This window comes from Paenibacillus sp. FSL H8-0261, from assembly GCF_045040645.1.
Taxonomy (GTDB): Bacteria; Bacillota; Bacilli; order Paenibacillales; family Paenibacillaceae; genus Paenibacillus_AQ.
The window spans coordinates 6,641,606-6,667,212 of record NZ_CP150297.1 but is presented as its reverse complement, the minus strand read 5'-3'; the positions used below and the strand labels follow the sequence as shown (position 1 = coordinate 6,667,212).

The window sequence follows — 25,607 nt, the reverse complement described above, 5'->3', positions numbered from 1 at the left end:
TAAAGACGTATCAGATGCTATAGCAGAACTAAGGAAGGAATGGTAATAATGGACAATGGGATGAATGTAATCTTATTTGAAAAAATGCCGGAAGGCGGGCTGCGAGTCATTGAGGAACGCACGTGGAGCATGAATATGATCGCAGCGCTAGAGCATGTCAATTATATTGTGGTTGGCAGTGTTGAATATGAAACGGTTGAAGGACGGCTGAATGTAGATGAAGGCAAGCTGGAGCTTTTACTTGTTCCGATGCACAACGAATGATTGAGATAAGGGAAGGAGAACCTTACGATGTCTAAAGATGAAAAGGATAAGGAATTAGCGGTATCCAAATTATTCACTTCTGATGGTAAGCCCATTCGAGTATTATCTACTTCGCTAGGCATAGCTTTGTTAGCGAATGCTATGTTTATTCCTGGCGGCGCAGGGGCTAGTGCAAATACTTCTGGAGATGAACCACAGCTAGTGTCCTGGTCTACCGAAGAGGTTAAAGCCTATTTTGACAAAAATGTGGATTGGAATATTCCATATCCGGAAGGTGCACAAGAGGTAGAACAGGGAGGCCAAGGTGTTGTAACCAATAATGGAACGACGGTAGTGAATAACTATGGTGGGTATCATTCAGGTTTTGGTTGGGATGACTTGCTGCTATATCACATGCTGTTTAACAGTGGTGGCAATTACTCTTCCAGAGGATGGTCTAAGGACCGTCCAACTTATTATGGAGGCACGAGAACAACTTATAAGCCGCCTACCTATAGCAGTGAGAAATTCCAGAATAAGAAGGTTCCCGGTTCTGTTGTAAAGCCCAAAACATCGACTTCCTCCACAGGCTCCATTACGAGAAGAGGTTCTTCCTCAAAAAATGGAATCGGTGGCACTTCCAGCGGATTAAACTCTTCGAAGAACTCTAAATCTAGCACAGGCTCGAAGTCCTCTTCGAGATCAGGCTCAAGTAAGAGTGGTTTTGGCGGATGAGTGAGCAGCAGAGTGTATTTGAAATTCTAGATCAGTCTGAGCTTGAAAGAGGTCCACGGGTCAAAGCGTTATATGAACTCGGGTTCACTTGGGCTGATCTTGAGGATGAAGAGTACTGGTTGGATGCAATTGCTCTAATGCACAGGGACACTTATAAGGAGCTTGAAGAAGCCTCATCAAAACTCTGGGCCATCCTCGATAAAGCGGTTCGCTATGTCCATCTAAAGCGAGATTTGTATGAACTGCTTGGGATTCCCCCTGTACTTTGGGAGATGCTTGACGGGTGTCCTATGCCAGAAGAAGGATTCATTAGTCGGTATGCCAGATTCGACTTTGCCATAGCCCATGATGGGACGATTAAGCTGCTCGAACTGAATGCGGATACCCCAACAGGTTATGTGGAAGCCTCGATAGCTACACCATGGATCTGTGAGCAAGCTGGAATGCAGAGTCCAAATCAAGGGATGAAGGCACAAGTTGCAGCAGCTTGGCAGGTAGAACGTCCGGATACCGCAGCTTGTGTGGCTTATGGATCTCATCTTGAAGATTCAGGTACGATAGAAGCATTAGTGAAGCACAGTGGTCTCGATATCCAGTGTGTGGATTGTCTTGATCTATGGGTCGACAACGGAATTCTCAAGGATGGGGAGGACCGTGTGATCGAGCGGATGTTCGCTCTATATCCTAAAGAGTGGATGGCTGTGGATGAAGGCGGCGATGCCCTGGCCTATGCGGTAGAGCAAGGGAATCTTCAGCTCTTTAATGGTCCTCACAGTATATTGCTCCAATCCAAGGGGCTGGTTGCAGCGGTGTGGGGAATGTATGAGCTGGGCCTGCTATTCGACAAGGAAGAGCGAGAGACGATCTCGCGCTATATTTTGCCTACTTATAATAAGCCTGTATTCTCAGGGAACTTTGTGTCCAAATCTGTTTTTGGTCGTGAAGGGGGTTCGGTGCGCATGTTTGATGATAGCGGTGCGCTAGAGCTTGAAGATGAAGACGGTTATGACAGTAGTCAGCTCTTCCCCACTGTGTATCAAAAAAGAGCCGATTTAGCACGGATAACGACATCAGAGGGTGAATTTCATCTACTGACAGGCATGTTCGTGATTAACGGGAAGCCTTGTGGTATGCTCGGCCGAGCGGGCGGATTGATTACAGGCAATGCCAGTCATTTTATTGCGTTGGGAGTGAGATAATTGGATAAGAGCAAGAAAGCCCGAATCGGAGTCTTATGTATGATGCTTTTGACGGTACTGTTGCTAAGCGCATGTTCCAGTAATCAGGGCAGTGTATTTGATTCAGGAACAGCTCAAACTTCAGATAGTGTAGCACGGGTACCGTGGGACTACCGGGTGGTAGAGAGTACCGTAGGGGATTTAATTGGGAGTGACATGACGGTTTTGCCGGATAATGAACTGCTCCCGAATGATGGGAATTATGCTACTGGCGATAAAATTTGGACACTTCAGTTCATGGACGCCGAGCTAATCACGGATGCCGATCAGAAGAATGAAGTTCGCCTGTCTTCATGGAGCACGATTAAGTCTTATGCAGATGAAAAAACGGCAGCAGAGGATCTTACCAATCTTAAAGTATCGGTAACCACTGATGTTGATCTTGTAGGAGTATACAAGACTAAGTATAAGGACAAGACAAGAAATTTTGCGGTGCTAGAGCTCCCTTCAGGTAATCGGATTAAGCAGCCGATTGATGATGAACGCTATACCGCATTAGAGAAAAAGAAAACCGCTTCCGTAGTCCTTGAGGAAGTACATGATTTTGCCGACTATGATTCGGCTTATGCGAAATTTCGGGGGTGGGCGAAGTGACGATGGTGGTTAATTTGGTAGTGAGTGTGTTTGTGATTATTCTTTTGCAAGTGTTAGGCATGGTGATCTTTGGTTTGATGACTCCGTTTAAAGATATGGAGGAGCTGAAGAAAGGCAATGTGGCTGTAGCCTTGGCTTTAGGCGGCAAGTTTCTGGCAACGGCTATTATTATTGGCGTAGCGGCATATACGAATACCTCCATTCTGCACATGATCATTTGGTTTGCGGTAGGTTATGTGTGCTTGATTGCGGCTTATTGGATCTTTGAATTGGCAACCCCAACCTTTAAGATTTCAGAGCATCTGGAGAAGGGAAATGTGGCAGTAGGCACTATGCTTTGCTTGGTGTTTATTGGGACAGCATTTGCGATTAGCAGTTTGATTGTTTAGTTCGAGTATGAAATAGGGTTGAGACAAAGGTTGCCCCGATCCATCCATCGAGTGGCAGCCTTATTGAAAATCTAAGAAAGTATAAGTTTTACTTTTAGCTTGATGTGAAGAAGGGGTGGGCAGATGCATCTGTTTCTGAGAATTTCCACCAAGATGATGCGGTTACGTAAACGGACTATAGGGTTAATTATTCTGATCTTTATAGTTCTTAGTGCGTCGATTGCTTACCTGATTGAGCCGGGTACGTTTCACAGTTGGTTTAATGCATTCTATTGGGTTATGACAACGATGGCGACAGTGGGGTATGGGGATTATTTTGCAGAGACCGTAGTTGGAAAGCTGTTTACCATGTTTCTATATATCTTTGGTATCGGCCTCCTCAGCTTGGTTATTGGTAAGGTCATTGACTCCATTGCGGAGGTGCAGAGAAGGAGGGGAGCGGGAACGTTGAGCTTTCGGGGAAAGGATCATGTGATTCTGATTAATTGGAGTAAGAAAGCACAAGCTGCCGTAGAGGAGATTCTATGCTATTCGCCAAAATGCCACATTGTCATCATTGATGAGACAGGAAGTCATCCTCTGGAGCATATGGATCAAGTTCACTTTATAAGTGGCGATGCCTCCAGTGATGAGATTCTAGTTAAGGCTAACATCCATGAAGCAAGAGCGGCCATTGTGTTCGGGGACACAAGGATTGATGAAGCATCGCTGATCGACGGTAAATCTTTGTTAATTGCCTCTAGCATTGAGCGCATTGCGCCACAAGTACATACGACTGTAGAAATAATGCAAGAGAAGAATATTCAGAATTTCAGGCATGTCCAAGTAAACGAGTTCGTTCTTTCGCATGATGCCATCTCCAGACTGGCTGTTCGTTCTGCACTGCAAGAGGGCAACTCTGAGGTGATAACGCAGCTGCTGAGCCGTAAATATGGTGATGATATTTATGAGATTCCAGTGAATACTACGTGGAAGACTTATGGGGACGCGTTTCAGAGCCTGCTTCTGCAAGGTGCAACCTTATTGGCGGATCGTAGCGATCTAAGTATCAATCGAAAGCTGGATCAGGCTATTCCTAAGGATGCTAGATTGTATGTTGTTTCCGATGAAGCGACGTATCGCAGGATTAAGGGTTAGGTCAGAATTAGATGGAATAGGCGGATTTTCGGGAGCTATGGCTTCGCGGAATTCCGCCTTTTTTTGTTTGCCAAACTTTCCTAAAGGGTAAGAGATACATGATAATATTTACTTTACCTTTGGAAGGAGCCATTGTTAATGAGTGAACATCAAAAAGTGAACGGAAACAGCAAGAATGAGCAACTGGAACAGTTTCGCAGTAAGGATGAAGGTCACACCTTAACAACGAACCAGGGTTTAAAAGTATCAGAGGACGAGTTCTCCTTAAAAGCGGGTGATCGGGGCCCAACCTTACTGGAAGACTTTCATTTCCGGGAAAAAATGACGCATTTCGATCATGAGCGAATCCCTGAGCGAATCGTGCATGCACGTGGATTTGCTGCTCACGGTGAGTTTGAAGTATATAAATCACTGAAAGAATATACAAAGGCGAAATTCCTTCAAGATCCCTCCGTGAAGACACCGGTGTTTGTCCGATTCTCGACGGTAGCCGGATCACGGGGATCAGCCGAGACGGTGCGGGATGCCCGCGGATTCTCTACCAAATTCTATACAGAGGAAGGCAATTACGATTTAGTCGGAAATAATATGCCCGTCTTTTTTATCCAGGATGCAATCAAGTTCCCAGATTTAGTACATGCGCTTAAGCCTGAGCCGCACAATGAAATGCCTCAGGCCGCATCGGCTCACGATACCTTTTGGGATTTTATAGCCAATAACCAAGAATCGGCCCATATGGCAATGTGGCTGATGTCGGACCGTGCTATTCCACGTAGCTTCAGAATGATGGAAGGGTTTGGGGTGCATACTTTCAGGTTGATTAATGAGCAAGGAAAAGCCCATTTTGTTAAATTCCACTGGAAACCGGTGCTCGGTGTACACTCTTTGGTGTGGGACGAAGCTCAGAAAATATCAGGTGCGGACCCTGACTTTCATCGCCGTGATTTATGGGAATCGATTGAAGCCGGCAACTTTCCGGAATACGAGTTGGGCATTCAACTTCTAAGTGAAGAAGATGAATTTAAGTTTGATTTTGACGTGCTGGATCCTACAAAGCTATGGCCAGAGGAAGATGTACCTGTACAGATTGTTGGGAAAATGACCTTGAACCGCAACGTGGATAATGTCTTCGCCGAAACGGAGCAGGTAGCTTTCCACCCTGGACATGTGGTTCCAGGCATCGATTTTACCAATGATCCACTGCTTCAGGGCAGATTGTTCTCCTATACGGATACTCAGCTAATTCGGCTTGGCGGTCCTAACTTCCATGAGTTGCCGATCAATAGACCGGTATGTCCTTTCCACAACAATCAGCGTGACGGGTATGGACGGCAGACGATTAATCAGGGTTCAGTGAGCTATCATAATAATTCGCTTGCTAACAATACGCCTGCACCTGCAACAGAGGCTGAAGGTGGTTATGCACATTATCAGGAGAAGGTTGAGGGCCGTAAGGTGCGTAGCCGGAGCAAAAGCTTTGAAGACCATTTTTCACAAGCCAAGCTGTTCTGGAACAGCATGAGTGCTCCAGAAAAAACGCATATTATTGAAGCCTATTCATTCGAGCTCGGGAAGGTAAAGAGTAAGTCTGTCCGGCAGCAGGTTGTAGATATGCTCGCGAACGTTACGTTAGAGCTTGCTGTGCCTGTAGCAGAAGCTATTGGGGCGACGCCACCGAAAACGGGCGGTTCCGAGGTGGCTCAAATCTCCCCGGCACTAAGTCAGGCAAATACGAAGAAGCACCCAAACACACGTAAAATAGGTGTGATTATAGGCGACAGATTTGATGAAGACTTGGTGATGCCTGTTCTGGATACGCTTATGAGAGCCGGGATCCAGCCGGAAATAATCAGTGATAAGCTTGGATTTATTAAAGGCTCGAAGGGGACAGAGCTTGAAGTCATTCATACCTTATCCACGACAGATTCGGTGCTCTTTGATGCAATTTATGCAGCTGGTGGAAATTCGGAACATAAGAAATTCCATAAAGATACAGCGCAATTCCTGAACCAAGCCTATTCTCACTTTAAGCCCATCGCGGTGACTACTGAAAATGCTAAACTACTTGAAACGGCCGAGCATAGAAGCAGTCCGGGTGTAATCATTGGAGATGGCGGAGAGGTGTTCGCTGCCAGCCTTGTCGCGGCAATTACTGCCCATCGTTTTTGGGAACGTATGAATGAATAAATAACTGATACAGAGGGGATATCCCGCTCGCCAAAGGCGTAAGGATATCTCTTTTTTGCCCAAAGATAGATACATAACGCTCACAGTTTGATTTAACATTTTGTTGTATATTACCGTTATAGATAATACTAGGCAGTAAGCAGAATAGGAGAATATTAAAAGGAGGTGATCACTTGAGGAAAATAATTATTGCTGCACTAGCGATATTTGCAGGCATTATAGGGTTAACGGCATGCGAAAAAACGGCAGTACCGAATCCGTCCAATAGTGTTCATACTAATTCTCCAGCTCCAGTAGATTCGGAAAATAATACTAAGGTAATCCAGACGCAGGAAGTAACTAACTTAGAGCAGTTTATTACCTCGAAACTCACAGGTGAGTACGGTGTATATACTAATTTTATTGAAACAGATCAGTCGGCGGAAGCGGCGAGTGGACACGAAGTTCTGAGTGAATCGGCATCTCTCCGGATGCTGGCAGCTGTGCGTAGCGGCCAACAAGAGAGATTTACAGAGCAATGGCAACTAGCTAAGCAAACCTTTGATATCAACAGCGGTTTCAGCTACCGTTACAGTCCTAAACAGCAGAAGCTATACCCCTTGAATGCTGCCGTTGATGATTTGCGTATGATTCAAGCTCTTTATGAGGCAGGGGAGAAGTTCGGTGATAAACGTTATACAGCTGAAGCGGATAAATATGGCGAAAGATTTTATGATTATAATGTAAAAGACGGAAAACTTTATGATTTCTACGATATGGAATATTCTTCAACAAACACATTCGTCACTTTGTGTTATATTAATTTGGGCACTTTGCGAAAAATGTCGTTTCCTAGCCAATTTAGTAAGAAACTGACGAATGATTTGAACGTAATATTGGAAAACGGATATTTATCGGATGAATTCCCCTTTTATGAGACACGGTTTAATTATGAGACCGGAAAATATAGTTCGGAAAACATCAATACAGTAGAGTCGCTTTTATCCATTCTAGCCTTAGCTGAAGTGGGCCAGCAGAAAGCCACCAGCATTGATTTTATCAAGCAACAGGTCGAAGCTGGAACGTTATATGGGCAATATTCGAGAGAAGGTAAGCCGCTGAACGATATCCGCTCCACAGCCATTTATGCCACTACGGCTATGATCGGCGCAGAAATCGGCGATGAATCTCTCTACCATAAAAGCATTGAAAGAATGAACGAGTTCAGAGTAACAGATGTGGATAGCCCACTGTACGGAGGATTCGGTGATGTCGCTAGCAGCCAAGCTTATTCTTTTGACAACCTGATGGCATTACTGGCCTATGTCTATTAACTTAAACTTATTGTATTGAAGGTGAACCTGCATGATGGACAACACGGTGAAAACACCTCTAAGGCAGGGGATATCACTTGCTAATTTATCGGTTTCTCCTGCATTTGTTGCTGCATTTGGAGTGCTGCTTATTACCATCATCGCGCTGTTCACAGCTCCGTATGTCGGAGTGGCGGATAACGGTGACTTTTTCCGTAGCATTTATAGTAATGGACTCTATTTCAATCTGCCGGATTATGATAGTCAGTACTTTGGTTATTTTGTGAAGCAATATGGGATCTTTCAATATTTTAATGAGAATGGTGCAATGTTATTTTCCTCTCAGTCCTTATTTATCAAGCTGGCTATAGGACTTAACAAGTTGTTCTTCAGTAGTGAGGTATTCGACATCCGCTTTCAAGCGGCGATTTATACGATTCTATATGTAATCGCAATTTACTTATTAATAGAGGCTATTACATGGAAGATGTCCCGAAAACAGGGATTCATCATTGCAGGTATTGCTATTTTTATATTCGGAGATACCGGGTATACGGCTTATTTTAACTCCTTTTACGGCGAGAGTGTTGTGATGATCACGATGATCTTCATGTTCGCTTCATGGCTGATGTTATATCGAAAAAGATTCAATGACTACGCCATGCTGGCCTTGTTCGTAATTAGCACGCTGATCCTGACTACTTCTAAGCAGCAGAATGCGCCAGTGGGTATGATCATTGCTGTTCTGGCATGTTCACTGCTTTGGATTCGTAGAGACAAGATATTTCGGATACTGACAATGGCGTCTCTTGCTCTGATGCTGTTCGCAGGTGTGTTCACGTATTTGAATATCTCAAATGAGTTCGTAAACATTAACCAGTTCCATGCCATGACCCGAGGGGTGCTGAAGGAATCACCTGATCCAGAAGCCGCTTTAAAAGCGTTAGGGATGGACGAGCAATTCGCCATTCTGAAGAACAGCATTCACTATGAGAAGTACGTGACCATAGACGTGAATTCACCACTTCTCGAGGAGAATTTCTACAGTCGTTATGGATTTGTATCCATCCTTAAATATTATTTAACGAACCCTGACCAGCTTAATTCGATTCTTAATGTAGCTGCTCAAAGTGCATTCTCGATTAAGCCTGCGGCTATGGGGAATTTCGAGCATTCCGTTGGTAAGGAGTTTCGAGCACAGAGTCACTTTTTCACCGGATACAGCCAACTGAAACAAACGCTGGCCCCGCGAACATTCGGGTTCATCTTCCTCTGGATGGTGCTTGTCATCGGTCTCTATATGCCTTCCCTTGTAAAAGCGATCAAGTCCCGTGATTTCAGAGGTATGCAGCGAATGGTATTGATTGTCGCTTCGATTGGCATTGGGCTTTCAGGTATTTTTGTATCGATTATCGGGGCAGGCGATGCCGATATTTCCAAGCATGAGTTCTTATTTACATTATCCTTTGATTTAGTCACTTTTCTGACCCTATCCAGTGTGATCGGGCGTAGAGTTTCTAAAAACAGCAATCGGGTTAAGCAGGTTAACAAGAGCATCCCTTCTAGCCCGTATACAAAGCCTCAAAAGGATGTGAGTGTGTGAGCATCAGAGGAGTTTTAAACGGTATATTGCTACTGACGTTGACCCTAACAGCCCTTCTGATTCCCGTCACACCTGTCCAATCTGCTGCTTCGCCACAGCAGGTCCTACTACTCTACGACAGCCTCGCTAAGGGGACGACGAAGGAAGGCAACGTGACTGAACTCCAGCGACTGCTGGCGGCCTATTCCATGAAGGTCACACTTAGAAGTCTGGATCAATATGAACAAGGGATGCTGAATCATTACTCTAAAGTGATTATGGTCCGTAATGCAGCGGATATTTTGATTACTAATAAATTTTATGTAGAGGATTGGGAGCATTATCAGGGACAGTATTTGCACATCGGGTACAGTCCTCCAGCCTCGCTGAAAAAGAAACTACAGTTAACCACAGATGTCATGTATGACGCGAATCCAGATCTCCAGATCGGACAGTTCTCGGGAATTTCACTTCAGGTACAGGATATGCTCTATATAGCCGGAAGTCAGGGAACCCAGCCCCTTGGAAAGCTGATCTTCCAGGATGATAGCCTGCAAGCACCTTATGCTGTGAGTAAAGAGGATGCTGCTTATGTTCCGTATTTTGAACAAGGGAATGTCAGTGCACTGGCGATGGGGTATGTTCTGAAGGATTGGCTTCATATCAACGCAACGCCTAAAGTGTATCTTGCGATCAAAGAGATCTATCCCTTCTCTGATCTGGGATTGCTGACAGAGACTGCGGAGCGGCTGTATCAAGTGGGGATTCCTTTTCTTGCAAGTGTGCGGCCAGTGTTCAGCAATACCGATTATCCGGCAATGCAGCGTTATTTGGTAGCCATCAAAAGAGTGCAATCGAATAATGGCAGCATTCTGGTCAATGCCCCTATTGCGATGCATTCAACGAGTACTAGTAATATGGATCATTCACTTCAGGTGAAGATGAACGCGTTCATTAATCTGCTGGTGCACAACAAGATTGGGCCGCTTGGAATCGGAGCACAAATGCACTGGGCGTATGACAAGGAATATTCGGAGGCGGGGATGGGGTTTTTCGATTCTGTGATACTGTATCCGGATGAAAATGTTGATTATATGGAGCAGAGCGACACCTCCAAGTCCTTTCCATCCTCTTTGTATAGTGTGCCGATTGATTTTTTGCAGGATCTGCAAACATCCAATACTGTGATGCCAGAACTGCCGATGGACACGGTAATCACTGTGGATATGCCTAAGGATAAGGAAGAACTTGAGGAAATGCTGAAGATGCTGGAACAATACTGGGTTTCTTTTGCAGATTATAAACAAGAAAGGCATGAGGTTGTTACAGACGTCAATACGATCACTTCATCAGAAGGAGTGATTTCTATTAATGGACAACCCCTGAGTCTGAATTATACGCCAGAAACAGTGAATAGCGATTATCGGTATACAGAAGAGCAGAAGAAGAGCTTTACGACGCTTTTTAATATACAGAATCAGTTCTTTATAGTTGCGATAATGATTTCTCTGTTGCTATTTGGCGGATTAATGATCATCGGATACCGATTGTATAGGAAAAAGTATTTGAAATGAGACAACTAATCGTGATTTGGAGGATCCTATGACGATTTCAGACATACTGATGGTAATTGCAGTGATCTGTATCTGGTCTCTATTGCTGGTGAATGTGACCCTCATTATCGCAGGCTATTTATATTACATTAAATCTGAAAATGAGGACATACCAGAGATAGAGGGCGAATATCCTTTGGTTTCAATTATGGTTCCTGCTCACAATGAGGGGGTAGTAATCTGTAAGACGGTGGAGTCTCTGCTAGCGCTTGATTATCCGGAAGATCGATATGAGATTATTGTGATTAATGATAATTCCTCTGATAATAGTGCTGAACTGCTGGCCGGTATCCAAAACCGAAATCCGGGGCGTCAGCTGATCGTTATTAATACGGATGCGATTACTGGTGGCAAAGGGAAATCGAATGCGCTGAATATAGGCTTCACCCATTGCAAAGGGCAGTTAATTGCGATTTATGATGCAGACAACACTCCTGAAAAAACGGCTTTACGTTATCTGGTCGCTGAGATCATGAATGATTCTAGCCTAGGCGCAGTAATCGGTAAGTTTAGAACCCGTAACCGTAACGCAAGCCTACTTACCCGATTTATTAATATTGAGACGTTGTCCTTTCAATGGATGGCGCAAGCGGGACGCTGGAAACTGTTCAAGTTATGCACCATTCCCGGCACTAATTTTATTATGCGCAGGTCTATCGTAGAAAGTATCGGTGGCTGGGATGTTAAAGCGATAGCCGAAGATACAGAAATCAGCTTCAGAATATATATGATGGGTTATCGGATCAAGTTCCAGCCGAAATCGGTCACATGGGAGCAAGAGCCACAGACCTTAAAAGTCTGGTTCAAGCAGCGAACGCGCTGGGCTAAGGGCAACATTTATGTCATTGTCAAAAATATCCCTCTGCTGTTCGATAAGTCCGCCGCAAAAGTCCGATTCGATATTCTTTATTTTCTAGCCATTTACTTCTTATTGCTGATGTCGTTAATCACCTCGGATGTGCTGCTCATCCTGCATGCTTTGGGCTATGTACATACTACCATTGCTGGGCTTAGCAATTTCCTCTGGCTGCTCGCCATCATTCTGTTCGTTGTAGGTACTTTCATAACGTTGACGACAGAGAAGGGCGAGATGAGCTTCTCCAATTTATGGATCGTAATGTTGATGTACGTCTCTTATTGTCAGCTGTGGATGGTTGTCGCCGCCTACGGACTATATCTTTATGTCAAAGACCTCATCTTCAAAAGAGAAGCAAAGTGGTATAAGACTGAACGCTATTAATAAAGAACAAAGAAGTAATGTGAGAAATATGTGATCACAGGAGAAACAGAACATGATGATGAAAAAACAAATGGTTATACTGTTAACCTGCCTCTCTCTTTTTCTAATTCAATTGAATGTTGCAGCCGCCGAGGCTCCGCCTCAGGATACTAGATTAACCTACACAACCTCTTTTACAGGAACAGATACTGCGTTAAAAGGTTCGAGTGCCCAGCAGCAATATTTTGAGGTCATGGATTATTGGAATGTGGATGAGATCAGAATTAACCTGCACTTTCAAATTTCGCAAATTACCAAGGAGCAGATTTCTAGCGTTACCTTAACACTAAATGGCAGCCCATTCTATACATTTAGACCCTCTCTAAAAGATAATGGCGAACAACAACTGGTCCTTCAGGCACCTAAAGGGTTTCTAAAAAAAGGAACCAATACGCTTGGAATTCAGGGCTACTTGCAGTCGAACTATACAGATGAACAATCTTGTTCTGTCGATTATGATTTTGATAATTGGCTGCATCTGTTTAATACATCCAGTATTAGCGTGATGTATGCGCCGAAGCCCTTGACTGGAGGGATTAGTGACTTTAGCGAGCGCTTCTCTGGCGTTGATACCTTAACGAAGAATCATAGTGTGCTGACCGTACCGGATAAAAGCACAGGGGCTGAATTGGAGTCGGCTACTTATGCGCTCTCCGGGCTTGTGAAGGGGAATACATTGGACAATAGAACGATTCCAATGCTTCCCTACCGGTCAGATGCGGTGAAGAATAAAGCTGCGGTTGTACTGGTAGCTATGTATGACCGAGTACCAAGTGGGCTAAAGGCTCAGCTAAGCACCTCTGAAGATTTAAGTACACATGCACTGCTGCAGTTAGTGAATAAGGATACTCAGCCGACACTTGTCGTAACCTCGAAGGATGAGAACTTACTGATTAAAGCAGGCCGTTTTGTTGCGAATGAAGAGTTATTGGGTCAAATCAGCAGTGATTTAAAGGTGGTCGATGACGCTACAGAAGTATCTGCTCCCCCCCTTTCGATTAGCTCCAATATTACGCTTACAGAAACGGGTGATAAACTCACTGGGGCACGTCATCAGGAGCAGACATACTTTGTTTCACTGCCCTCTAATCGCTCGATTGCAGATTCAGGCAGAATCAGATTGGATTTCCGTTATGCACAGAATTTAGATTTCGACCGTTCATTAGTGACTGTCAGCATCAACAACACACCCATTGGCAGCAAGAAGCTGACCAAAGAGCTGGCGAATGGCGATAAGCTGGATCTTCCAGTTCCCCAAAGCTTGAATATCTCTGGTAATTTCACGGTAACTGTAGCCTTTGATTTGGAGCTGAAGGGAGCCGAATGTACTTTAGATAAGGAACAAATGCCGTGGGCGTATATCAGTAAAGATTCTGTAATGCGTCTTAATACTAAGGATCGTACGGATCTTTTGTTTAATAACTATCCGTATCCGTTTATACGTGACGGGCTTTACAATCAAGTAGCAGTTGTTTTGCCGCAAGAAATGGATGATTACTCATATTTGAGTTTAGCTAATGTATTTAATCTACTGGGAAAATACGCTAGCGGAAATATAGGTAACATTCAGTTCTACACGGATAACATTAGCGCTGATCATTTAAAGAATAATAATGTCATCGCCATAGGCACGTATAAGAATAATAAGATCATCCGTGATCATAATGATAAGCTCTATTTTCAATATAACGGGAACGGAACAGCGATTCGCTCCAATGAGAAGATGAGTATTGAAGATCATTACGGATCTCAAATTGGTACACTGCAGCTGATTGAATCGCCATTTGAGGCGGGACGGGGGTTGCTTGCTGTTACGGGAGCCCACTCTGAAGAGTACTATTTAGCGTCGAAGTTAATCGCAACAGAGCGGGACAAATGGAAGGTGTTTGGCGATGGGGTAATCGTTGATAAGGACGGTAATGTCAATGCGCACCGTTTCAAGATCATTACTGGAGCAGCAGAGGATTCCGTGGTTAAAAAAATAGCGGAACGAACGGACGTGCTGAGTTTCATTATCGTAATTGTGCTGGTGCTGACACTGGTGATTCTATCGCTGATCCTGCTGCTTCGTAAACATATGAAGAAACGTGGTGATAAGCGTGAGACGTAATCGCAGCGGTTTAGTTTCGGATATCGCTCTCTTATCGTTCCTAGTGCTTCTTTTTATTTGTATTGTCTTCATTTCAGGGGCACCCGATGATTATATCCAGAATATTATCATTTTAAATGTGGCTTTTATTCTGGCGATTGTTACGTATTTTACAACGGTGACTGCAGGGTTGGTCTTGAACCTGGTGTTTATATTTGCTTACGGCTTCTACACGATGTATCAGACGATATCTTTGGGAGAGACAATTGGACTGAATACTTACTTCTGGCTAATTATGACCCCATTGTTAACAGTGGTACTGTGGATATTTACACTAAGCAATCGTGAGCTGCAGGCTGAGAATCAGCGTTTGGAGAATAAGACTGCCAATATGGCCATCATCGACGAGAACACAGATCTGCGTAACAGTATTTCTTTTCAGAAGGATGCTGCCTTATTTACAGGCATTTCGACTCGATATCAGATTCCACTCACACTGCTTGTAGTGAAAGTGAAATACTGGAATGAGATTAGACGTATTATTCCCGAAGATAAGCTGGCTGAGGCCATTCATGACGTGTCTCAGCTCAGTCAGGCCAGCATTCGTACCAATGATGCACTGTATCTGCTGGACAAAGATGACGCAACATGGGGCCTGCTGCTGTTCACCGACAACGATGGAGCAAAAATCGTGATCGAGCGGATTAAATTGAAGCTTCAAGAGCTTAATGACACTGAATTTGTCAAAAAGTATAAAGTTAGCCTCGGTCTCAAAATAGGTGCTGTAGAATATCAATCCAGCACTATTGAGAACCCGTTAGATTTTATTGTTCAGGCTAAAAAACAACTGGAGTATGATGTATAAGTCAGTTGAACGTAAGGGAATATAAGGAATATCGGATAGTAGTTGACTTTACATGTCGATTTCACGTATGATGGAGTGGTGGTCTAAATCGTAAGATTTACGAATTTTCCTACGTTTATTAGGTTATACTTATAGATAAACCTACAGATCATTTGGTTAATTTACCATAAAGGCTCCACTAATTTGTTCAGAAGGAGGACGATCAGAATGAGAGAAGGCATACATCCAAAGTACAACAAGGTTATTTTCATGGATGCAAGCGTAGGCTTCAAATTCTTGAGTGCATCTACAAAATCATCCAATGAAACAATGGAATGGGAAGATGGTAACACTTATCCTGTTATCCGCGTGGACGCAAGTTCCGCATCCCACCCATTTTACACTGGTAAACAAAGAGATACAGAACAAGGCGGCCGTGTTGACAAGTTCAAACAACGTCTTGCACAAAAGAAATAAGAATCCTTACGGATTAAAAAGGGACAACCCATTTAGAAGCGATCGCTTCAGGGATGTCCCTTTTTTGTGTTCAGGCATGTTAGAATGAAATGGAATTGATAAATTTCGATAGTGGCAGGGGAGCGATCAGTAGTGGAAAATGAAATAAAAGTAGATACCGTCCTTAAGAGTGAGGACGTCCAGGAGTTTAACCTATGGTTCAGCTTGAATAGCCGTATTATACTTAGCTCTTTCAGTGTGGTTGCTTATTTTGTGATTTTGCTGTTAATTACTAAGGATTACAGTATTAAAAATATTTCAATCCTTGCTGTGACTGCTGTGATTCTTGCCGCTGTTTTATGGTATATGACCAAATCAAGTTTGACCAAAAAATCTAAAAAAGCCTTCGCAACAGACAGTTTAGCCCAGCAACCTCAGGGCTATTCCGTATCAGATGAGGGTATAAAGTACGTATCTGAGGCAGGTTCCGGGCAAGTGAAATGGGAAGAGATACATAAAATAGGTGAAACGATGAACCTGTTCGTGTTTTTTGTGTCTTCTAATCGAGCGCTGATTATCCCTAAACGGTACTTTCAGTCGGTACAAGATAAAGATGCATTTAAGGACTTGGCCAGAAAGTATATGTTCTCCCATCGAGTAAAGTTCAAATCGTAAGATGTACAGATGTGCTGGTATTTGTTGATTCATTTGTAGGATTGATTAGGATATAATGATAGGAGCGACTTGAAAAATAGGAGAAATATGGCATGCCGTGGATTCAAGGATATCCGTATTACTTATTAATGGGCAGTGTTCTAAGCTTTTACATGGGCATCAGCTCCTATCGACATCGAAAGTCGGCAGGAAGACGCTATTTATGGATCTTAATGCTGCTGGTCAGCCTCATATTTATTGCAACGGCGGGAGAGGTCATGTCATCCTCTTTTCAGGCTAAGCTGTGGTGGAAGAATATGCAGCAGGCTCCGCTTTTTTTAAGTGCGTTATTTACTTATGCTGTCGTTAAAGAATATGTGTCTCCTTCCGCGGAACGCCTACCTGTAAAACTTGCTATTTTCTCGATTCCAATTGCTTTGGACGTACTGCTTATTTTTACGGATACCTATCATCATCTAATGCGTAGTGAAGTGGGCATGGCCACTGTTGCGGGTGTTAGTGGAATTACTGTAAAGCCTACGCTTCTTAGCATGGCTTTTATTGCTTATGATCAGCTATTTGGTCTATATGCGGTCTGCTTGCTAGGTGTTTCCTTAATGAATAGACCGAGAGCTTTTTTGCGACGTGCGTTCTTACTATTTGCCGGGTTACTGGTTCCGGTCGTTTCTGTTTTTTTGCTTCCCTTGTTGAAGATCACGCTTACAGGCTTTACGGCCTTCACTTATCTACCCGCAATTATAGCGGCTTATTTGTGTTTATTTATTGACTCCAAATCTACGATCTATCCTTTAACTAAAATTAAAATCCTGGAGCATATGAAAGACGGCGTAGTTTTGACAGACCGGAATGATATTATCATTGGTATAAATGAGGCTGCAACCTCCATTTTGTTTGAGATTACCGGGATATCGAATGAGACCTGGATGGGGAAAAATATTGATCTTTTTATGAGGCATCACAAGGACATTGGCGCTCATTATAGTCAAAGGACCGAAGGACAGTTTGAGATTGTATGTACTGGAATAAGAGAGGTTTGTTATGGGGTTTCCTTGATAGCGACTGAACATCAGGCAACAGAGAACAAGGGGATGCTAATTGTTTTTAGTGACCATAGTGAAAAGAAGCGGTATGAACGTGAATTGGTCTATCAAGCAACGATAGATGATTTGACGGGACTTTATAATCGCAGGCACTTTATGCAAATGGTGCAAAATCAAACGATTCCGGACGGGCTAGGACTGGCGCTGTTGTTATTTGATATCGATGATTTTAAGTTAATTAATGATACCTATGGTCATTTAGCAGGAGATCAGGCATTAGTTGATTTCTCGAATAAAATACTTCAGGTGTACCAAAACAAAGGCATTGCCGGAAGAGTCGGGGGCGAGGAGTTTGCTGTATGCTTTTTTGCTGAGGATAAACGTGCAGCCTTGATGGAAGCAGAGGATTTTCGCACTACGATGAGTGATTATAAAATAATTTTGAACGAACACGATAGCATTCAGCTTACCGCTAGCATCGGAATTTCTTTTACAGAGCGCAGAGAGGTGACTTTCGAAGATTTATATCGGGAAGCGGATGAAGCGTTATATCGTTCCAAGAATTCGGGCAAGAATAGAGTAACGTTGGGTCGTGAGCCCATTTTAAGAGAAGCGATGAAGGGATAAAGAGGTGTTCTAATGAATCTGACAATTAATGAAGTGATGAGTAAGCTTGAGGAAATGGGTACAGAGCAGACGAAGCGTACCTTCATACGACATGGTGCTAAGGAGCCTTTATTTGGAGTAAGGATAGGGGACATGAAGAAGCTGGTAAAGGATATCAAGAAAGACCAAGGTCTAGCTCGCGCTTTGTATCAGACGGGGAATTATGATGCGATGTATTTGGCAGGGCTTACAGTTGACCCCAAGACGCTTACGAAGGAAGAGCTTCAAAGCTGGGTAGTGGCAGCTTACTGCTCTGGATTAGCGGAATATACGGTAGCGTCTGTCGCTGCAGAGAGCCCTTACGCATTAGAACTTGCAAGAGAATGGATTTCTTCATCGGATGAAATGGTGGCCACCTGTGGCTGGAGTACTTATGGGAATTACATTTCAGTTACGCCGGATGATCTGCTAGACATCGCTGAGATCAGAAAGCTACTACAGCAAATACAATCTACCATTCATCAGGAACGGAATCGAGTTCGTTACACGATGAATATGTTTGTAATTATCGCCGCCAGCAGCGTAACCGAACTGCATGATGAGGCAACGCAGATTGCTGCAAGCATTGGAAAGGTCCAGGTACAAATGGGACAAACTGCATGTAAAGTACCGCTGGCAGTAGATTATATTGCTAAGGTTGAACAGGCTGGAAAGCTTGGTGTGAAGAAGAAGACTTGTATTTGTTAATATACCCCGTGTAGTATCGCCTTCAAGTAGTCACTCCATGTCCCCTCATATTCTATTGAGGAGCGAGTGAACTTGGAGGTTTTTTATGGCAAATAAAGAGTGTTTCAACGGTATCCAAAAGTGTTTAATTTACAAGCAGTAAAAATTCACATAGATGTCTACATAGGGTATTGGAGCAGGAGAAAAAGCTATTAATATAAGGATTTAGGCAAAGAGCTAGTTAGATGACAGGACGGAGGCACTTTGTGAAAAAACATCGATTTACTTTGCAGTATAAAATACTATCCGTTACAGTTTTGATCGTGATCTGTCTATTAGGATTTGTTATGATCATGCATGATAGAATTAATACGCTACAGCGGGAAACCAGCTTTATTTCCCATCAGGACCGAGAGATAACTAGTTTGGCAAACAAGATCGAGAAGAACATTCTTGATATGGAAACAGGACAGAGAGGTTATATTATCACCGGCGATGAAAAATATCTGGAGCCCTATAATTTGGGAAAAGCACAATGGAAGGCAAGCTATGATAAGCTCTCCGTGCTGAATGCTAATGATTCCTTGCAACTTCAGCGTCTGGTGGACATCGAAAATAGTATCCAGCATTGGATCGAGCAATCCGGGGATTATGTAATAGAGTTGAAAAAAGAGGGACAGGAAGCCGAAATCTTACGATATTTCAATTCGGATGATGGCAAGGACCAAATGGACCGGATTCGTAGTCAGTTCAGTACTTACCGCGAGACGATGAATGAGAACACTAATACTCTGATAGCCGAACAGGCAGATCGAAACAAATTGCTGCTAGATTTCCTTTATATTGCTTGGGCAATTATTGCTATTACCTCTGTGGTCGCCTCGTGGATCATTTCACATGCTATCGTTAGTACGATTCGTAAGGTTACCCATACGATTGCTGGTTTAGATTCTTCTGTAGATATGAAGACAAGAGTGGAGATTACCACGAATGATGAAATCAGCGATCTCAGCGTCGCTACGAATCATCTGATAGATACGCAACAAGAGCGGATATGGATTCAGGATCATGCTAACGATTTACTGTCAAGATATCCAGGCATCACACATGTCTCACAACTGGGAGACATCTTTTTAAGTAAAACGGCAGAAGTTATTGATTATCCATACAGTGCCTTATATATACGGACACAAGAACATGATCAGGACTTGTTTAATAGAACCTCCACGTTTGGTGGGAGTAGCAACATTACAGATCATCGGATATTTCATATCGGAGAAGGTTTGGTTGGTCAATGTGCTAAAGAGGCGCGCTTGATGCATATACAGGATCTTCCGGAGCATTATATCAATATTCAGTCTGGGCTGGGCGTTTTTGCGCCGAAAAACCTTTTATTACTTCCAGTTTCTTTTTCAGGTGAAGTAGTTGCTGTGGTGGAAATTGCGACCTTCTCTCCGCTTACGGAGCGGCAGATTGAATTCTTGGATTCTATTTCAGATGCGTTCGGCGCTGCAATTAACAGTACGATCAGCAGTATGAGAATTGAGCAGCTTCTGGAACAATCCCAGCGTTTAAACGAAGAACTTCAGGTGTATACCGAAGAACTACAAACTCAATCTGAGGAGCTGCAAATCCAGACAGAGTCGCTACATGCAACGAATAGAAAGCTGGAGGAGAAGAATCTCTTAGCCGAACGAAAGTCATTTGAGGCTGAACAAGCTCAAATCGAGCTTGCTCAATCTGCGGAGTTATTGCGGCAAAGCTCTCAATATAAATCGGAGTTCTTGGCCAATATGTCTCATGAACTCCGAACCCCGCTTAACGGCATATTGTTACTCTCCGAATTTCTCATGGAGAATCAGTCGGGAGCTTTAAGCGAGGAGGATATTGAATTCTCACAAGCTATACATTCTTCTGGACAAGATCTGCTTAGGCTGATTAACGATATTTTGGATTTGTCCAAGGTTGAAGCAGGGAAGCTGAATATTGAAATTGAAGCAATAAATCTAACGGAGATCCCGGAGGCTATGCTTCAGAGCTTCAATCAGCTTTCTCGAAAAAAAGAGATTCCTTTCCATATACAAATCGGGGAGGACTTACCTCCATTATTTTATTCGGATGCTCAAAGGGTACGGCAAATTATTATAAATCTGCTGTCCAATGCGTTTAAGTTTACAGCTAAAGGCTCAGTAACGCTTGAAATACGCTTAGCGACTACAGACGAGTTAGTGAAATTAGGAAATTTGGAAACAGGGTTATTTATTGCTTTCGCCATCAAAGATACTGGAATTGGGATCCCCTATGAGAAGCAGTCCATTATTTTCGAAGCTTTTCAACAGGCGGATGGAAATACAGAACGTCAATATGGTGGAACTGGGCTTGGGTTATCCATATCCAGAGAACTGGCAACACTGCTCGGCGGTAGAATTACAGTGGAGAGTCAAGAAGGAATGGGTAGTGTCTTTACGGTGTATTTGCCATTGAAGCTTCAGGATCCTAGCCTTGAAGAAATCACTGAGAAAGTAGTAGATCTTAGTCATGAGGAAGAAGGTTCGGTTGCTCTTGCCGCTGCAACCAGTGAGAATATTAGTAGCGATTTCACCTCGCTAAATCATAAGCATGTTCTAATTGTGGATGATGATGAGCGGAATCTGTTCGCGCTGTCTAACATGTTAAGGAAGCGTGGACTGCAAGTGACTACAGCTGCGGATGGAGAGAGAGGCATACATGCGCTGGAGCAATCTGCATCCATAGACATCGTTCTTATGGATATCATGATGCCGGTAATGAACGGCTATGAGGCTATCAATCGAATCAGAGAAATACCGACAAAGAAGCAAATTCCAATTATAGCGCTGACTGCGAAAGCGCTGAAGGAAGATAAGGCGAAAATCTTACAAGCGGGAGCAACAGATTATCTCAGCAAGCCCATTAACTTAGACCGTTTATTAGCTTTGATGCAATTGCTCTTAACTAGTGATTCATAGAGTGCTAGATTCTAGAAAAATCAAACAAGCGCGCGCCAATACTTCATTGGCGCGCGCTTGTTTAGTTTGTGCGATATGTCTATTAATAACGTTATGCTTCTTATTGTTGAGCGGAATCTACTACGACTTTAGCAGCTGTGCCGATTGGTGGCAGGCTCTTAGTCAGCATAGGGCTGTAGAATCCTATAACTTTTGCGCCTTTTACAAGCTCGCTGCTGTTTACAGCTTTGCCATCGGTATTAATTAGCGCGGTATCTTTGCTAATGCGAAGTACTACTTCTTGTTGTGACTGTTCGTTCAGGCCACTGCCTTTAACGGTGATGCTGATGTTTCCTTCATCGTCTTTTTGAACTTCTTCAATGGTACCTGCAGTACCCAAAAGATCATTTTGTTTCTGCTCATCTAGAACAGTGATCTTGTAAGTTGGAGTTTGCGGTGGCAGGCTCATGGTCATGATCATGGAATGCTCTGCTTTTACGGTCATACCGATATGAAGATCTTTTAGAGCAAGCTTAGTACCGTCTGCCATTTCGATAGTCGTATCTTCACCTACATTCAGTACGATGCCATCTGTGCCTACACCCTGGATCTGAACGGATTGGTATTTGCCCTCATTATTGACAGCTGTAATCACGCCAGTCTTGGTCATATGCTCTTCCTGATTAGCAGCAGTGATCACGATGGAATCTCCCTTCACTGTCATGTTGTGGTGGATGATTTCACTTACAAAGGAAGCTGGAACGTACAAAATGGAGTCAACCAATTGTGGTGCAGTTCCAAGCGTAGTATTCATTTTATTAATGCTATAGCGATCTTCTCCGGCTTTCACTGTAGTGAACACAGCACCATTGATAAGATCAACGGATTTAGTTTGTCCATTCCAAGTCAATTCAAAGCCAAGTGCTTCAGTAACCGAACGAAGTGGCACCATAGGCTCTTTGCCATTTGTAGTTTGGAAGCCTGTTTCTTTCAGAGCGGAACCGTTGATTTCAATCGCAAATGTTTTTTGGTTAGCGCTAACGGTAGTTTGAGCAGCATCATTTTTGGCAGAAGTTGTTGTTGGTGCGGCATAGGCTGCTCCTGTTGATAGTGCTAGGGACAAAGTTAAAAGAACTGTACTTGTTTTTAAAATGTTGTTCATAGTTGTGAGCTCCTTTTAATTTCATTTGTTAGTGTTGTTATTATCTAGACGGGACATCCCTCAAATATGTTGCAGTTTTTTGCATAAAAAAGAGTAAGAGATCCTTCCGTTTGTAGTAAAATGGAAATATTAACAATCGCTCACATTAGGAGGCGCTATGGAGTCATTCAAAGATCGACTTAGATTCATGAAGGTCCAGCAGGACGGGCTTATTAAGGAATATGAAGCTCTGATCGCGGAATATGAAAGTCACGATCTGGTCAACGAGAATGAACACTTAAAGAAGCAATATGAGAAACATAAGCTTGCTTTAGTGGAGTTAAAGACTCAGGTAGGGAAGCTTCAAGAAGAGAATACAGAGCTAAAAGTTACGCTAACGGAACAAATTTTAGATGAGAAGCTTGGCATTCTTAGTCTGTCGAGACAGAAGCTGCAGACTTATTTTGCCTCTAAAAGCCTTGCCCATACGGACCGGCTGACGGCTTTTGAGATGGACACAAAGCGTCATATTCAGCAGCTGTACCAAACAGCCGCGAGGCAGCTCGGTGAGGATAAAGCGGAGTTATCCAGTCGACTTGGAGCGTTGTCGGCGGAGTTAAATGAGCGTGTACTAGCGCAGCGACAAAGACTGAGGGAATCCGAAATTGCTCTGAACTCCAGAATGGATAACGGATTACATGATTTTGCCTCAGAAGAGATCAGTGAAGAAGTATTGGAACGTCGAAGAAAACAAAATCAGATCGAAATGAAAATTGGACTAGGCTGGATTAACAAGCTTGGGATCTTGTTGCTGATCTTGGCCGTGGGAGCAGCATTCAGATACTCCTATTCCAATTGGTTCACCGGTTATATGAAGGGAGGCGCCTTTTTCCTACTGGGTTTACTGATGTTAGGGGGCGGGGAGTGGCTATACCGCAAAGGAAAAGGGACGTTCGCTTTAGGGCTACTTGGCGGCGGGATTTCAGTGCTGTACGGCTCTATTTTCTATAGCTATTTTTTACTGGATATTATCAGTATTTATGTAGGGCTGTCCTTATCCGTGCTCGTCACTTTGACTGCGGTACTCCTGTCTTTAAGGTATGAATCACGAAGTATTTGTGCTTTGGGCTTAATCGGAGGGTACCTGCCACTATATTCTTATCTTGGGGCTTTCGGACTTTCAGGCAACGCAGTTTATGTGGCAATGGGCTACTTGTTTCTTCTGAATTTATTCATTCTACTGATCTCCTTCCGCAAACGCTGGAACGTGGTCAATTACATCAGCTACTTATTTAATACACCCTCCATGCTGATATTAATAGCGTTATCGGATAGCAACGGAATGAATATGATTTATGCGGTGCTGACTTTTGCGATGTATTTGGGCATTACGTTATGGTACCCGTTCAAGTATCGCTCCAAGTTGTCTTGGTGGGATTTCTCTCTACTGGGATGCAACACGTTTATTAGCTGTCTTACCTTGTATCTTCTATTTCTGGATGCAGGGCTCAAGGATTACAATGGTGCGCTGGCGCTGCTCTTCTGTCTGCTGTATCTAGGGCTTGGACGAGGGCTTGAAAAGCTGATGCCACAAGAAAAAGAAAGCATGCTGCTGTTCTACGCTACTTCGCTGACCTTTGGTATTCTGATGATTCCGTTCCAATTCGGAGCGGCTTGGTGGTCCATTGGCTGGTTGGTTGAAGGCGTTGTGCTTACCTTGTTTGGTAATCTGAATCGGTTTAAAGGGATGGAAAGGGCAGGCTGGGGGATTTTAACGCTTTGCCTTGCGGTGTTCTTCGGATTAAATGTACCAATGCAGCTCAGTATAGCCAATGAATGGTTGAATTCCGCAGACGTCTATTTTCCGCTAAAATATGTCTTCATTACTGCAGGCATGCTGATCATTGCCGTATGGTACGCCGTTCAGCATAATCGAAAGGATGTCCTACAGCGCAGTGAGCCTTACGAAATCACCTTAGCTCTGTGGTTTAAATACGCGGCATTATTGAATTTCTGGATCTATGGTTTGTATGAATCGAGAAGACTGTATCGTCTGGCTGTACCGGAGGATTTCTCGCATAGAACCTTCTATAGTTTGCTGTTGTCCGCTCTGTTAACTATTGTTCTGGCCTATGCATTGCCAAAGGTGAAGGTGCTTTATGACACGATTGTTAAGTATTTTGTGAGACTTCTCTTTGGGATCGGCTACGCTATTTGTTTGGTGATTACAGTAGGCTTGCCAAGCCTGCAGAATGATCTTTCACGTAATACTGGTGCTGATTATATTGCGCTGAGTGTACTTATCATCTTCAATATCTTCGTATGGTTTAGTGGACGTGATCTGTTGATCACCTTGCTCAAACGTGAGTATAAAAGTATGGAGATCTATCCTGTTTTCATGGGAGTGTATCTACTCGGAATCATCACCGCTTTTCTAGGGGTACAGCTGCAATTAAGCGATGCGGGATTAATATTTAGTCTTGTGTATCTGTTGATAGCAGTTCTGTTCATCATGTACGGCTTTCGCAAAAGATATGTGTATATCCGGCGCTTCGGCCTTGGATTAACGCTTCTGGCGACAGGTAAGCTGCTGCTATACGATCTGGGACTACTGAATACCGGAAGTAAAATTATCGCTTATGCCAGCTTTGGGATTTGCCTGCTCGGGATCTCCTATCTCTATCAAAAGGTGTCAAACAAAATGGAGGAGGGGCAGGCAGCGACGGAGAATGTGACTAAGGGGTAACTTACAATGTGAATCATGGGAAGGAAGAC

The 25,607-nt window shown here is 43.5% G+C and carries 20 protein-coding genes; 19 read left to right on the top strand and 1 reads right to left on the bottom strand.

What is annotated here, in order from left to right:
* Positions 1 to 48 precede the first annotated feature (48 nt).
* The 18 genes from MHI27_RS29700 (at position 49) to MHI27_RS29615 (ending at position 21,712) form a co-directional block, all read left to right on the top strand.
* Complete coding sequence (locus MHI27_RS29700) at positions 49 to 264, top strand: hypothetical protein (protein ID WP_042192779.1); 216 nt, start codon at positions 49 to 51, stop codon at positions 262 to 264.
* Between the two features lie 27 nt (positions 265 to 291).
* Positions 292 to 978 carry a hypothetical protein gene (locus MHI27_RS29695; RefSeq protein ID WP_405175261.1) on the top strand — a complete coding sequence of 229 codons (687 nt, stop codon included), beginning with the start codon at positions 292 to 294 and terminating at the stop codon, positions 976 to 978.
* Entirely contained in the window at positions 975 to 2,177 is a 1,203-nt protein-coding gene (locus MHI27_RS29690; RefSeq protein ID WP_076284934.1) for a glutathionylspermidine synthase family protein, read from the top strand. Before MHI27_RS29695 ends, MHI27_RS29690 begins: the two co-directional genes overlap by 4 nt.
* 39 nt (positions 2,178 to 2,216) lie before the next feature.
* Positions 2,217 to 2,810: a hypothetical protein gene (locus MHI27_RS29685; protein ID WP_179085796.1), complete on the top strand. Its 594-nt coding sequence runs from the start codon at positions 2,217 to 2,219 to the stop codon at positions 2,808 to 2,810.
* The gene (locus tag MHI27_RS29680; protein WP_042192771.1) at positions 2,807 to 3,199 is read left to right on the top strand and encodes a DUF350 domain-containing protein; all 393 of its coding nucleotides are present in this window, start codon (positions 2,807 to 2,809) and stop codon (positions 3,197 to 3,199) included. Before MHI27_RS29685 ends, MHI27_RS29680 begins: the two co-directional genes overlap by 4 nt.
* A 123-nt stretch (positions 3,200 to 3,322) precedes the next feature.
* Positions 3,323 to 4,336, top strand: coding sequence for a potassium channel family protein (locus MHI27_RS29675; protein WP_405175260.1), 1,014 nt, complete (start codon positions 3,323 to 3,325; stop codon positions 4,334 to 4,336).
* Between the two features lie 138 nt (positions 4,337 to 4,474).
* Positions 4,475 to 6,523: a catalase gene (locus MHI27_RS29670; RefSeq protein WP_341129419.1), complete on the top strand. Its 2,049-nt coding sequence runs from the start codon at positions 4,475 to 4,477 to the stop codon at positions 6,521 to 6,523.
* Between the two features lie 173 nt (positions 6,524 to 6,696).
* Complete coding sequence (locus MHI27_RS29665) at positions 6,697 to 7,836, top strand: glycosyl hydrolase family 8 (RefSeq protein ID WP_405175259.1); 1,140 nt, start codon at positions 6,697 to 6,699, stop codon at positions 7,834 to 7,836.
* Between the two features lie 31 nt (positions 7,837 to 7,867).
* A complete protein-coding gene (locus tag MHI27_RS29660) occupies positions 7,868 to 9,418 on the top strand; it encodes a hypothetical protein (RefSeq protein WP_405175258.1) in 1,551 nt (516 codons plus the stop codon).
* Positions 9,415 to 10,971 carry a hypothetical protein gene (locus MHI27_RS29655; RefSeq protein ID WP_405175257.1) on the top strand — a complete coding sequence of 519 codons (1,557 nt, stop codon included), beginning with the start codon at positions 9,415 to 9,417 and terminating at the stop codon, positions 10,969 to 10,971. The genes MHI27_RS29660 and MHI27_RS29655 overlap by 4 nt, the downstream gene beginning before the upstream one ends.
* A 28-nt stretch (positions 10,972 to 10,999) precedes the next feature.
* Positions 11,000 to 12,250 (top strand): glycosyltransferase, encoded by a 1,251-nt coding sequence (locus MHI27_RS29650; RefSeq protein ID WP_042192761.1) that lies wholly within the window; start codon positions 11,000 to 11,002, stop codon positions 12,248 to 12,250.
* A gap of 52 nt (positions 12,251 to 12,302) precedes the next feature.
* Positions 12,303 to 14,399 carry a cellulose biosynthesis cyclic di-GMP-binding regulatory protein BcsB gene (locus MHI27_RS29645; protein WP_405175256.1) on the top strand — a complete coding sequence of 699 codons (2,097 nt, stop codon included), beginning with the start codon at positions 12,303 to 12,305 and terminating at the stop codon, positions 14,397 to 14,399.
* Entirely contained in the window at positions 14,389 to 15,243 is an 855-nt protein-coding gene (locus MHI27_RS29640) for a diguanylate cyclase domain-containing protein (RefSeq protein ID WP_042192759.1), read from the top strand. Before MHI27_RS29645 ends, MHI27_RS29640 begins: the two co-directional genes overlap by 11 nt.
* 207 nt (positions 15,244 to 15,450) lie before the next feature.
* Entirely contained in the window at positions 15,451 to 15,699 is a 249-nt protein-coding gene (locus MHI27_RS29635) for a type B 50S ribosomal protein L31 (protein ID WP_042131530.1), read from the top strand.
* A gap of 132 nt (positions 15,700 to 15,831) precedes the next feature.
* Positions 15,832 to 16,353 carry a YcxB family protein gene (locus MHI27_RS29630; RefSeq protein ID WP_405175255.1) on the top strand — a complete coding sequence of 174 codons (522 nt, stop codon included), beginning with the start codon at positions 15,832 to 15,834 and terminating at the stop codon, positions 16,351 to 16,353.
* A 92-nt stretch (positions 16,354 to 16,445) separates the two neighbouring features.
* Positions 16,446 to 18,020 carry a diguanylate cyclase gene (locus tag MHI27_RS29625; RefSeq protein ID WP_405175254.1) on the top strand — a complete coding sequence of 525 codons (1,575 nt, stop codon included), beginning with the start codon at positions 16,446 to 16,448 and terminating at the stop codon, positions 18,018 to 18,020.
* Between the two features lie 18 nt (positions 18,021 to 18,038).
* Entirely contained in the window at positions 18,039 to 18,746 is a 708-nt protein-coding gene (locus tag MHI27_RS29620; RefSeq protein WP_081393116.1) for a DNA alkylation repair protein, read from the top strand.
* A 245-nt stretch (positions 18,747 to 18,991) separates the two neighbouring features.
* Positions 18,992 to 21,712 carry a CHASE3 domain-containing protein gene (locus tag MHI27_RS29615; protein WP_405175253.1) on the top strand — a complete coding sequence of 907 codons (2,721 nt, stop codon included), beginning with the start codon at positions 18,992 to 18,994 and terminating at the stop codon, positions 21,710 to 21,712.
* 100 nt (positions 21,713 to 21,812) lie between these two features.
* On the opposite strand, the gene MHI27_RS29610 is transcribed toward MHI27_RS29615, so the two are convergent.
* The gene (locus MHI27_RS29610; protein WP_076297995.1) at positions 21,813 to 22,853 is read right to left on the bottom strand and encodes a copper amine oxidase N-terminal domain-containing protein; all 1,041 of its coding nucleotides are present in this window, start codon (positions 22,851 to 22,853) and stop codon (positions 21,813 to 21,815) included.
* A 157-nt stretch (positions 22,854 to 23,010) separates the two neighbouring features.
* On the opposite strand from MHI27_RS29610, the gene MHI27_RS29605 reads away from it, so the two are divergent.
* Entirely contained in the window at positions 23,011 to 25,578 is a 2,568-nt protein-coding gene (locus tag MHI27_RS29605) for a DUF2339 domain-containing protein (protein WP_405175252.1), read from the top strand.
* Positions 25,579 to 25,607: the final 29 nt, after the last annotated feature.